8 protein-coding genes are annotated in these 12,304 nt (G+C 71.7%); 5 read left to right on the top strand and 3 right to left on the bottom strand.

All coding sequences use genetic code 11. The features are described 5' to 3' along the window. Positions 1–111: 111 nt before the first annotated feature. Positions 112–792 carry a SanA/YdcF family protein gene (locus ACZ7DY_RS11690; protein ID WP_471134517.1) on the bottom strand — a complete coding sequence of 227 codons (681 nt, stop codon included), beginning with the start codon at positions 790–792 and terminating at the stop codon, positions 112–114. 388 nt (positions 793–1,180) lie between these two features. Between ACZ7DY_RS11690 and ACZ7DY_RS11685 the strand changes: the two genes are divergently transcribed. The 5 genes from ACZ7DY_RS11685 (at position 1,181) to ACZ7DY_RS11665 (ending at position 8,583) form a co-directional block, all read left to right on the top strand. After that, the gene (locus ACZ7DY_RS11685; RefSeq protein WP_471133200.1) at positions 1,181–2,137 is read left to right on the top strand and encodes a sirohydrochlorin chelatase; all 957 of its coding nucleotides are present in this window, start codon (positions 1,181–1,183) and stop codon (positions 2,135–2,137) included. Positions 2,138–2,275: 138 nt separating this feature from the next. Continuing rightward, positions 2,276–3,604 carry a deoxyguanosinetriphosphate triphosphohydrolase gene (locus tag ACZ7DY_RS11680; RefSeq protein ID WP_471134515.1) on the top strand — a complete coding sequence of 443 codons (1,329 nt, stop codon included), beginning with the start codon at positions 2,276–2,278 and terminating at the stop codon, positions 3,602–3,604. Positions 3,605–3,862: 258 nt separating this feature from the next. After that, on the top strand, positions 3,863–5,125 hold the full coding sequence (locus ACZ7DY_RS11675) for an NAD(P)/FAD-dependent oxidoreductase (protein ID WP_471133197.1): 1,263 nt from the start codon (positions 3,863–3,865) through the stop codon (positions 5,123–5,125). A gap of 43 nt (positions 5,126–5,168) precedes the next feature. Beyond that, positions 5,169–7,067 (top strand): DNA primase, encoded by a 1,899-nt coding sequence (gene dnaG / locus ACZ7DY_RS11670; protein WP_471133195.1) that lies wholly within the window; start codon positions 5,169–5,171, stop codon positions 7,065–7,067. A gap of 139 nt (positions 7,068–7,206) precedes the next feature. Then, positions 7,207–8,583, top strand: a complete 1,377-nt coding sequence (locus tag ACZ7DY_RS11665) for an RNA polymerase sigma factor (protein ID WP_471133193.1) — start codon at positions 7,207–7,209, stop codon at positions 8,581–8,583. Between the two features lie 45 nt (positions 8,584–8,628). On the opposite strand, the gene ACZ7DY_RS11660 is transcribed toward ACZ7DY_RS11665, so the two are convergent. Together ACZ7DY_RS11660 and ACZ7DY_RS11655 are read right to left on the bottom strand one after the other, a co-directional pair. Further along, entirely contained in the window at positions 8,629–10,551 is a 1,923-nt protein-coding gene (locus tag ACZ7DY_RS11660) for an ABC transporter ATP-binding protein (RefSeq protein ID WP_471133191.1), read from the bottom strand. Then, entirely contained in the window at positions 10,551–12,284 is a 1,734-nt protein-coding gene (locus tag ACZ7DY_RS11655) for an ABC transporter ATP-binding protein (protein WP_471133188.1), read from the bottom strand. The genes ACZ7DY_RS11660 and ACZ7DY_RS11655 overlap by 1 nt, the downstream gene beginning before the upstream one ends. Between the last annotated feature and the right edge of the window lie 20 nt (positions 12,285–12,304).

Genomic DNA, 12,304 nt, shown 5'->3' with positions numbered 1-12,304 from the left:
GTCTGTGAGCCGGACCCGGGCTGTTCAACGCCGAGTTTCGCGGGCAGGCCGGGGAGGCGGGGCCGACGACCCGCAGACAACCCCCAGGCGACCCGCAAGCCCCCCCACGGTTCAGCGCGGCGCCGCCATCGCCTGCTCCACACCGCGCTCCCGCGGCCCCAGGAAGCGGGGGTCGGGCCGGAACGCCGCGTCCAGCGCGGCCTTGCCCGCCGCGAAGACCTCCCGCGCGCCGCCGTAGTACCAGGTCGCGTCGTGCACCGCGTCCACCCCGACGCCGTACGAGGAGACGCCCGCCGCGTCGCACAGCGCGACCGCCCTGCGTATGTGGAAGCCCTGGCTGATCAGCACCGCCCGGTCCACGCCGAAGATCTTCTTGGCGCGGACGCAGGAGTCCCAGGTGTCGAAGCCGGCATAGTCGCTCACGATCCGCCGTCCCGGCACGCCGTGTTTCTTCAGGTAGGCGCGCATGGCGTCCGGCTCGTCGTAGTCCTCGCGGCTGTTGTCGCCCGTGACCAGGACGACCTCTATCCGGCCCTTGCGGTACAACTCGGCCGCCGCGTCGAGCCGGTGCGCCAGGTAGGGGGAGGGCTCGCCCTTCCACAGTCCGGCGCCGAAGACCATGGCGACCCGGGTGCGCGGCGCGTCGGCGACCGTGCCCACCTCGTCGTCCGTCGTGACGAACAGCCAGGTCGCGGGCAGCAGCGCGAGCACGCACAGGCCCATCAGCGCCTGCACGGTCCGCCGCTGCCCCGTCCGGGTGCGCGGCAACCGCAGCCACGCCGGCCTCCGTATCCCACCCCACACCCGCCGAGCCCACCCGAGCCGTCCCGTCCACCCCAGCCGTCCCGGCGGCCCCGCCCCCGCTCCCTCCGCCTGCCCGACCTGCCCGGCCTGCTCGGTCTGCTCGGTCTGCTCCGCCCGTTCCCCGCCCCGTGCCTCTGCCACTGCGATCCGTCCCCTCCGATGCCCACCGGATCCCCCGATCCGATCACTGCAACAACCGTAAACGGATTCACCGGCGACCTCAGCGGTCCACGACCCCGAAACACCCCGGAGATCCACCCCGACCCGCCCCCGAGGAAGGCCCCTGACAGGACTCCACCCTCCACCGTGAGCCCAGGGAAAACAGCCGTCACCACCGCGCAACGCCCCCGCAACATGCCACGGCCATCCTCGGTCCATGACGCCGTCGAACCCGCTTCACGCAGAGTCCGGCAGCACTCACCTCGACAGTACGGCGCAGCTCATGGACCGCATCACCAGCCGGCTCAGCGCCCGGCTCGGCCTCCTCTCACCCGACGGCAGCCGCCGCCCCGCCCCACACCCGGCCCCTGACTCCACCCCTGGCTCCACCTCTGGCCCAACCCCCCGCCCCACCCTCGTCATGGTCGCTCACGGCAGCCGCGACCCGCGTGCCCTCGCCACCGTCACGGCCCTCGCCGAACGGGTCCGCGAGCAGCGCCCCGGCCTCGCCGTCCGCCTCGGCCACATCGAGCTGAACGAACCGCTCCTGACCGACACCCTCGCCACCCTTTCCAGCCTCTCCGCCCTCGACGGTCGCGCCGTCCTCGTCCCGTTGCTCCTCAGCCGCGGTCAGCACGTGAAGCGCGACATTCCCGCGGCGGCCGCCGGGGTCCCCGCCCTCGACACGGCCGTCGCCGCCCCGCTCGGTCCGCATCCGCTGCTCGCCGAGGCGCTGCACGGCCGGCTCGTCGAGGCGGGCTGGCCCACGCGGTTCGCGGGGGCGGGCGCGCGACGCCGGCATGCCGTGGTCCTGGCCGCCGCGGGCTCGCGTGACCCGGAGTCGGCGGCCGACACCGAGGCCGCCGCCGGACTGCTCGCCGACCGGCTGGGTGTCCCCGTCGTCCCCGCCTACGCCGCGCCCACCGAAGCCTGCCCCCGTACCGTGCCCCAGGCGGTCGAGGCCCTGGCCGCGCAGGGCCGGACGCACATCGCCGTCGCCGCCCACTTCACCGCACCGGGCCGCTTCGCCACCCAGTGCGCGGCGGCCGCCCCCTGGATCGCCGCGGCCCCCCTCGGCGCCCACCCGGCACTCGTCCGGCTCGTCCTGCACCGCTACGACCAGGCGCACACCGCCCCGACTCCCACCTCGCACCACCGGCTCACCCGGGTCTGACGCAGGCCCAACCCAACCCAGCCCTGGGCCTGACACAAGCCCAACCCACCCCCGACACAGGCCGAAATCACCAGGGTCGGAACCGGGGCCAGATCCCTGTTTGTCACTGCTTGCGTCTACTGTCGGTGCATGGACGGCATGGAAGGCACAGCACCGAACGCGCGACACGAGGTCCCCGGCGGCTGCGGCAGCTACGGCGGCTACGACGAGGCGGCTGTCGAGCGGTGGGCCCCCGAGCCGGACAAAAGGCCGGGGCGCACGGCCTTCCAGCGCGACCGCGCGCGCGTCGTGCACTCCGCCGCGCTGCGCCGTCTCGCGGGCAAGACCCAGGTCGTCACGCCCGGCACCCGCAGCCAGGCCTGGGACGCCAGCGCCCGCACCCGTCTGACGCACTCTCTGGAGTGCGCCCAGGTGGGCCGCGAGCTGGGCGCCGCCCTGGGGTGCGACCCCGATCTGGTCGAGACGGCCTGCCTCTCCCACGACCTGGGCCACCCGCCCTTCGGGCACAACGGCGAACAGGCGTTGAACGAAGTGGCGGCCGACTGCGGCGGTTTCGAGGGCAACGCCCAGTCGCTCCGGCTCCTCACCCGCATCGAGCCGAAGCGCTTCATCCGCTCCGAGGACACCGACGAGCTGGTCAGCGTCGGTCTCAACCTCACCCGTGCCGCTCTGGACGCCGCCACCAAGTACCCCTGGCCGCGCGGCGCCCACCCCACGGACCCGGATTCCACCAAGTTCGGTGTCTACGAGGACGACCGGCCGGTCTTCGACTGGGTCCGCAAGGAGGCCCCGGGGCAGCGCACCTGTTTCGAGGCGCAGGTCATGGACTGGTCCGACGACGTGGCGTACTCGGTGCACGACTTCGAGGACGGCCTGCACGCCGGACACATCGATCCGAACGTGCTGCACGCCGAGCCGGAGAGGCAGGACATCTACGCGGTGGCGATCGGGCGCTACGTACCGCGGGACACCGACCCCGAAGAGCTCGCCCAGGCGCTCGACCGCCTCCTGGACCAGGAGTGGTGGCCGCACGGGTACGACGGATCGGCCGTCGCCCAGGCCCGGTTGAAGGACGCCACCAGCCAGCTCATCGGCCGCTTCTGTCTCGCCGCGGAGACCGCCACCCGCGCGCGGTACGGCACGGGGGCCCTCACGCGGTACGGGGCCGAGCTCGTCGTCCCCCGTGCGGCGCGCCACGAGTGCGCGGTGCTCAAGGCCGTCGCCGACCGCTACGTGATGCAGCGCCCCGCCCAGGAGCGGCTCCGGGCGGACCAGCGCATCATCGTCGCCGAGCTCGCCGAGGCGCTCACCGCGCGCGCCCCCGACGGTCTCGACCCGCAGTTCCGCGCGCTGTACGACGCGGCGTCCGACGACCGTGCCGCCCGGCGCGTCGTGATCGATCAGATCGCGTCGCTCACGGACGCGGCGGCCCGCGCGCTGCACACGCGCGTGACAGCCAGACCCTAGGCCGGACACGACCTGGTGGACCGAGAGAGCAACCGAGCGCAACCAAGAGCAACCGAGAGCAAATGACCATGAAGTGACCACAGGGTGTGACGGAATGTGGCCAGTTGGGGCCACGCCCCCTTCCCCCATCACGCTCCGTGCGGGACGCTCCCTGTGGCGGCAAGGCCCGTGGCAACGGCAACGGCAACGGCAACGGCAACGGCAATTCTGTGTTCTTCCGGGGGACACCCCCCGGTACCCCCGGCAAGGAGGCATCAAGTGGTCGATGCGGATCAGACGTTCGTGATTGTCGGAGGAGGTCTGGCCGGCGCCAAGGCGGCGGAGACACTCCGTTCCGAAGGATTCACCGGCCGGGTGATCCTCATCGGCGACGAGCGTGACCACCCCTACGAGCGCCCGCCCCTGTCCAAGGGCTACCTCCTCGGCAAGGAGGAGCGCGACAGCGTCTTCGTCCACGAACCGGGGTGGTACGCGCAGGCCGACGTCGAACTGCACCTGGGGCAGACCGTCGTCGCCATCGACCGGCCCGCGAAGAACGTGCGCCTGGGCGACGGCACCGTCATCCGCTACGACAAGCTCCTGCTCGTCACCGGCGCCGAGCCCCGCCGTCTCGACGTCCCCGGCACCGGCCTCGCGGGCGTCCACCACCTGCGCCGCCTGGCCCACGCCGACCGGCTGCGCCACGTCCTGGCCTCCCTGGGCAGGGACAACGGCCACCTGGTGATCGCGGGCGCCGGCTGGATCGGCCTGGAGATCGCGGCGGCCGCCCGGGAGTACGGCGCGGAGGTCACCGTCGTCGAGCCCGAGCCGACCCCGCTGCACGCCGTCCTCGGCCCCGAGGTCGGCCAGATGTTCGCCGACCTGCACGCCGAGCACGGCGTCCGCTTCCACTTCGGCGCGCGCCTCACCGAGATCGTCGGTCAGGACGGCATGGTCCTCGCGGCCCGCACCGACGACGGCGAGGAGCACCCGGCGCACGACGTGCTCGCGGCGATCGGCGCGGCCCCGCGCACGGCGCTCGCCGAGTCGGCGGGCCTGGAGCTGGCCGACCGCGCGCACGGCGGCGGCATCGCCGTCGACGCGTCGCTGCGCACCTCGGACCCCGACATCCACGCGGCGGGCGACGTGGCCGCCGTCCACCACGCGCTCTTCGACACCAGCCTGCGCGTCGAGCACTGGGCCAACGCCCTGAACGGCGGTCCCGCCGCCGCGCGCGCGATGCTCGGCCAGGACGTCCGCTACGACCGCGTGCCCTACTTCTTCTCCGACCAGTACGACGTGGGCCTGGAGTACTCCGGCTGGGCGCCCCCGGGCACGTACGACCAAGTGGTGGTCCGCGGCGACACGGGCAAGCGGGAGTTCATCGCCTTCTGGCTGCGCGAAGGGCAGGTCCTCGCGGGCATGAACGTGAATGTGTGGGACGTCACGGAGCCCATCCAGAAGCTGATCCGGGACGGCGCGCGCCCCGACCCGAACGCCCTCGCCGACCCGTCGACCCCCCTGGCGTCGCTGCTGCCGTGACGGGCCGGGCCGGAGTGTCACAGGCGCCCCGTAGTATTCCTACGTGGCAGGCAGGATCAATGACGAAGACGTGAAGGCGGTTCGGGACGCGGTCCCGATCGACGCCGTGGTCTCCGACTACCTCCAGCTGCGCAACGCCGGGGGCGGGAACCTCAAGGGCCTGTGCCCCTTCCACGACGAGAAGTCCCCGTCCTTCCAGGTCAGCCCGAGCAAGGGTCTCTTCCACTGCTTCGGCTGCCAGGAAGGCGGCGACACGATCGCCTTCGTGATGAAGATCGACCACCTCACCTTCTCGGAGACGGTCGAGCGCCTCGCCGCCCAGGCGGGCATCACGCTGCGCTACGAGGAGGGCGGGTACAACCCCGCGCACCAGCGCGGCGAGCGCATCCGCCTCGTCGAGGCCCACAAGATCGCCGCGCAGTTCTACGTGGACCAGCTGGAGAGCCCAGAGGCCGAGATCGGCCGCAAGTTCCTCGCCGAGCGCGGCTTCGACCAGGCCGCGGCCGCGCACTTCGGCGTGGGGTACAGCCCCGCGGGCTGGGACCACCTCACCCGCTATCTGCGCGGCAAGGGCTTCACCGACAAGGAGCTGACCCTCTCCGGCATCTCCCAGGAGGGCCGCCGCGGCCCCATCGACCGCTTCCGCGGCCGCCTGATGTGGCCCATCCGCGACATCGGCGGCGACGTGGTCGGCTTCGGCGCCCGCAAGCTCCGCGACGACGACAACGGCCCGAAGTACCTGAACACGCCCGAGACGGCGATCTACAAGAAGTCCCAGGTCCTGTACGGCATCGACCTCGCCAAGAAGGAGATCGCCAAGTCCAGCCGCGCCGTCGTCGTCGAGGGGTACACGGACGTGATGGCCTGCCACCTCGCGGGCATCACCACCGCCATCGCGACCTGCGGCACGGCCTTCGGCGGCGACCACATCAAGATCCTCCGCCGCCTCCTGATGGACAACGGCTCGGCCCGGGTGATCTTCACCTTCGACGGTGACGCGGCCGGCCAGAAGGCCGCCCTGCGCGCCTTCGAGGACGACCAGAAGTTCGCCGCCGAGACGTACATCGCCATCGCGCCCGACGGCATGGACCCCTGCGAGCTGCGCCTCGCCAAGGGCGACGCGGCCGTCGCCGACCTCGTCGAGCCGCGCACCCCGCTCTTCGAGTTCGCGCTGCGCCAGATCGTCGCCCGCTACGACCTGGAGACCCCCGCGGGCCGCGCCGCCGCCCTCGACGAGGCCGCGCCCGTCGTCGCCCGCATCAAGAACAGCGGCGCGCAGCACGAGGTCGCCGTCCAGCTCGCCGGCATGCTCGGCATCCTCGACACCCAGTTCGTCGTCAAGCGCGTCGCCCAGCTGGCCCGCTGGGCCCGCGACCGCGGCGGCCGCGGCCCCGCCCCGGCCCCCCAGCGCACCTCCCCGGCGTACGAGAGCGCACCCCAGGGCTTCAGCGGCCCCGCGCTCAACCTCCGCAGCCCGGCCCACCGCACCGAGCGCGAGCTGCTCAAACTGGCCCTGCAGTACCCGCAGTTGGTCTCCCCGGCCTTCGACGCGTACGGCATCGACGAGTTCACCGCCCCGCCGTACGCGGCGGTGCGCCGCGCCATCGAGGAGGCGGGCGGCGCCGAGCAGGGCGCGCAGGACCCGCAGGAGTACCTCGTCCGCGTCCGCGAGGCCGCGCCCGACGACGCGGTGCGCTCGATGGTCACCGAGCTCGCCGTCGAGGCGATCCTGCGCAAGACCGTCGACGAGATGTACGCGGGCATGCAGCTCGTGCAGGTCCGGCTGCGCGCCGTCGACCGCCGCATCCGCGACGTCCAGGGCAGTCTCGCCCGGCTCGGCGCGGGCGGCGACCCGCAGCATCTGGCCGCCGTGCAGAACGAGTTGTGGGTCCTCCAGCAGTACGGCCGGGCGCTGCGCGAGCGGGGCGCGGACGCGCTCTGACGGAGCTGGCGGCCTCCACCGGGATTCGTCCCGGGCGCGAGGGTTACCCGCCGGGTAACCACGCGGTCACGGACCGGACTCAAAAAGTCACCGCACGCCCCTCGTGGCGGCCGTGTGTCGTACCCCACACTGGGTTCCGGTGCCTGAGTCCTCGGAGCGCGGCCGACCCGCAGACAGCGGGTCCGACACCCCCGCGGTTCCACACATCGTGTCCGGGACGGACAGCGGCGAGGCCGTCGTCCCTCTCCCGTTGCCGCACGCCTCAGCTGCGATCACCCTGGAGGTCGCCCCCGTGCAGACCCAGACCCTCACCCAGACCGACACCGCGGCGCGCGCGGACACCGACGCGGAAGTCCTGGAGTCGGTCCCGCCGCAGAGCCGAGCCACCCGGCACCCGGAGACCACTGAAGCCCCCGGCACCACTGAAGCCACCGGGACCGCCGTAGCCCCCGGGACCGCCGAAGCCCCAGAGGCCCCCGAGGCCACCGAGGTCACCGACGCCACCGAAGCCCCGGACACCGCCGAGGCTCCCGACGCCCCCGAGATGCTGGAACCGGAGACGTCCCTCGAACTGCCCACCCCCCGCAGCCGTGCCGACGCCGGCGGTCCCTCGTCCGACCTGTTCCGCCAGTACCTGCGCGAGATCGGCCGGATCCCGCTGCTCACCGCCGCGGAGGAGGTGGAGCTCGCCCGCGCCGTCGAGGCCGGCCTCTTCGCCGAGGAGAAACTGGCGGGCACCCCCGACCTCGACTCCCAACTCGCCCTGGACCTCGACAAACTGGTCGTCATGGGCCGGATGGCCAAGCGGCGGCTCATCGAGGCCAACCTCCGCCTGGTCGTCTCCGTCGCCAAGCGCTACGTGGGCCGCGGACTCACCATGCTCGACCTGGTCCAGGAGGGGAACCTCGGCCTGATCAGGGCCGTCGAGAAGTTCGACTACGCCCGCGGCTACAAGTTCTCCACGTACGCGACCTGGTGGATCCGCCAGGCCATGTCCCGCGCCCTCGCCGACCAGGCCCGCACCATCCGCGTGCCCGTGCACGTCGTGGAGCTCATCAACCGCGTCGTACGCGTCCAGCGCCGCATGCTCCAGGAGCGTGGGTACGAGCCCACGCCCGAAGAGGTCGCCGCCCACCTGGACCTGCCGCACGAACGCGTCAGCGAGGTGCTGCGTCTGGCGCAGGAGCCCGTCTCGCTGCACGCCCCCGTCGGCGAGGAGGACGACGTCGCGCTCGGCGACCTCATCGAGGACGGTGACGCCACGAGCCCGGTGGAGTCGGCGGCGTTCCTGCTGCTCCGCGAGCATCTGGAAGCCGTCCTGTCCACGCTCGGCGAGCGCGAGCGCAAGGTCGTCCAGCTGCGGTACGGCCTCGCGGACGGCAGGCCCCGCACGCTGGAGGAGATCGGCCGGATCTTCGGCGTGACCCGCGAACGCATCCGCCAGATCGAGTCCAAGACCCTCAACAAACTGCGGGACCACGCCTTCGCCGACCAGCTGCGCGGCTACCTGGACTGAGGGGCGCCCCACAGGAGGCGCCCCGGGCCCGCGTACGGCGGGGCCTCAGTCGACCTCCGCCACGGCCTGGGCGAACTGCGCCGCGTACAGGCGCGCGTACGCCCCATCGGCGGCCAGCAGCGCGGCGTGGTCGCCCTGCTCCACGATGGCGCCGTTCTCCATCACCAGGATCGTGTCCGCGTCCCGGATCGTGGAGAGCCGGTGCGCGATCACGAACGACGTACGCCCGTGCGCGAGGCGGGCCATCGCCTTCTGGATGAGCACCTCGGTCCGGGTGTCGACGGAGCTCGTCGCCTCGTCGAGCACCAGGATCACCGGGTCGGAGAGGAACGCCCGCGCGATGGTGATCAGCTGCTTCTCGCCCGCGCTCACCCCCGTGCCGTCGTCGTCGATCACGGTGTCGTACCCGTCGGGCAGCGTGCGCACGAAACGGTCGGCGTGGGCGGCGCGTGCCGCCTCCTCGACCTCCTCGCGCGTGACGTCCTTCGGTGCGCCGTAGGCGATGTTCTCCGCGATGGTGCCGCCGAACAGCCAGGTGTCCTGGAGCACCATGCCGATCCCGGCGCGCAGTTCGTCCCGCGACATTTTGGCCACGTCGACCCCGTCCAGGGTGATGCGCCCGCCCGTCACCTCGTAGAACCGCATCAGGAGGTTGACCAGCGTCGTCTTGCCGGCGCCGGTCGGTCCGACGATGGCGACCGTGTGGCCGGGCTCGACGACCAGCGAGAGGTCCTCGATGAGCGGCTTGTCCTGCTCGTAGCGGAACGACACGTGCTCCATCTCGACGCGCCCGCGCAGCCGGTCGGGGCGCGCGCCCGGCACCGGGTCGGCCTCCTGCTCGTCGGCGTCGAGGATCTCGAAGACCCGCTCGGCCGACGCGACGCCGGACTGCACGAGGTTCGCCATCGAGGCTACCTGCGTCAGCGGCATCGAGAACTGCCGCGAGTACTGGATGAAGGCCTGCACGTCACCGATGGACAGCGACCCGGAGGCCACCCGCAGACCGCCGACGACGGCGACGAGCACGTAGTTCAGGTTCGAGATGAAGAACATCAGCGGCTGCATGACACCGCTGTTGAACTGCGCCTTGAACCCGGCCTCGTACAGCTGCTCGTTCTGCTCGGCGAACGCCTTCGCCGACTCCTCCTGGCGGCCGAACACCTTCACCAGGGCGTGCCCGGTGTACATCTCCTCTACGTGGGCGTTCAGCTTGCCGGTGGTCTTCCACTGCTGCACGAACTGCGGCTGCGACCGCTTGCCGACCTTCGTCGCCACGAAGAACGACAGCGGCACGGTGACCAGCGCGACCAGGGCGAGCAGCGGCGACACCCAGAACATCATCGCGAGCACGCCGATGATGGTCAGCAGCGAGTTCACCAGCTGGCCCAGCGTCTGCTGAAGCGTCTGGTTGATGTTGTCGAGGTCGTTGGTGGCGCGGCTCAGGACCTCGCCGCGCTGCCGCTTGTCGAAGTACGACAGGGGGAGCCGCGACAGCTTCTCCTGGACGTCGCCCCGCATCCGGAAGACGGTGTTGTTGATGGCGCGGTTCGACAACCGGGTCGCCACGGCCAGCAGCAGCCCCGCGACGAGGAACGTGCCGAGCGCGAGCAGCAGGACCTCGCCCACCGCCCCGAAGTCGATGCCCTTGCCGGGGGTGAAGTCGACGCCGGAGAGCATGTCGGCCATGCCGCCCTCGCCCCGGGCGCGCAGCCCGTCGAGCGCCTGCTCCTTGGTCGTGCCCTCGGGCATGTCGCGGCCCACGATGCCCGCGAAGAGCAGGTCGGTGGCGCGGCCGAGGATCTTCGGCCCCACCACGGAGAGCGCGACGCTCAGGACACCGGCCGCGAGCATCGCGTACATCGTGCCGCGCTCCGGCTTGAACTGCGCGAGCAGCCGCTTGCCCGAGCCCTTGAAGTCCATGGACCGGGAGTCCGGACCCATCATCGGTCCACCGATGCCAGGGGGCATTACGCGGCCTCCGCTTCCGTCAGCTGGGAGAGCACGATCTCCCGGTAGGTCTCGTTGGTCTCCATCAGCTCGTGATGGCGGCCCGTGCCCACCACCCGGCCCTCGTCGAGGACCACGATGCGGTCGGCGTCCCGGATCGTCGACACGCGCTGGGCGACGATGACGACGGTCGACTCGGCGGTCTCGCGGCCGAGCGCGGCCCGCAGCGCCGCGTCGGTGGCGTAGTCGAGCGCGGAGAACGAGTCGTCGAAGAGGTAGATCTCCGGGCGCTGCACGAGCGTGCGCGCGATGGACAGGCGCTGGCGCTGACCACCGGAGACATTGGTGCCGCCCTGCGAGATGGGGGCGTCGAGACCCTCATCGAGGCCCTCGACGAACTCCTTGGCCTGGGCGACCTCCAGCGCGTGCCAGAGCTCCTCGTCGGTGGCGTCGGGGTTCCCGTACCGCAGATTGCTGGCGACCGTGCCGGCGAAGAGATACGGCTTCTGCGGGACCAGGCTGACGGTCTTGGCGAGCAGCGCGGGATCGATGGTGCCCACGTCCACGCCGCCGACCAGGACCTCGCCCTCGGTGGCGTCGATCAGCCGCGGCACGAGGTTGAGCAGCGTCGACTTGCCGCTGCCGGTCGACCCGATCACGGCGGTCGTCTCACCGGGCCTGGCGACCAGGTGGACGGACTTGAGGACGGGCTCCTCGGCGCCGGGGTAGCGGAAGCCGGCGTCCCGGATCTCCAGGTGGCCGTGGCTGCGCAGTGCGCGCACCGGGGCGGTGGGCGGCACCACGCTGCTCTCGGTGTCCAGGACCTCCTCGATGCGCTCGGCGCAGACCTCCGCGCGCGGGACCATCATGAACATGAAGGTCGCCATCATCACGGACATCACGATCTGCATCAGATAGGCGAGGAACGCGGTGAGCGCGCCGATCTGCATGCCGCCACTGTCGATGCGGTGCGCGCCGAACCAGACCACCGCGATCGAGGAGATGTTCACGACCGTCGTGACGAGCGGGAACATCAGCGCGAGCAGCCTGCCGGTGCCGAGCGAGACGTCCGTCAGGTCGGCGTTGGCCTTCCGGAAGCGCTCCTTCTCGTACGCGTCACGGACGAAGGCGCGGATGACGCGGTTGCCGGTGATCTGCTCGCGCAGCACGCGGTTGACCGTGTCGAGCCGCTCCTGCATGGTGCGGAACAGGGGCCGCAGCCGCCGCACGATGAGGCTCACGCTGAGGCCGAGCACGGGCACGACGGCGATCAGCACACCGGAGAGCGGCACATCGAGACCGAGCGCCATCACGATGCCGCCGACGCACATGATGGGCGCCGTCACCATCAGCGTGAACGACATCAGGACCAGCATCTGCACCTGCTGGACGTCGTTGGTGGTCCGCGTGATCAGCGACGGCGCGCCGAACTGGCCCACCTCGCGCGCGGAGAAGGACTGCACGCGGTCGAAGACGGCGGCCCGCACGTCGCGGCCGACCGCGGCGGCGGTCCGCGCGCCGAAGAAGACGGCGCCGATGTTGCAGACCATCTGCACGACGGTGACGGCGATCATGATGGCGCCGAAGGTGAGGATGTAGCCCGTGTCCCCTTCGACGACACCGTTGTCGATGATGTCGGCGTTCAGGCTGGGCAGGTAGAGCGCGGCGCAGGTCTGCAGGAACTGCAGCAGCACCAGCAGGGCGATGGGTTTCTGGTACGGACGCAGGTACGTCCGCAGGAGTCTTATGAGCACGCTCGGTCTCTCGAGGAGTC

This window comes from Streptomyces sp. NPDC037013, assembly GCF_055607265.1.
This window is presented reverse-complemented; position numbering and strand designations above follow the sequence as displayed.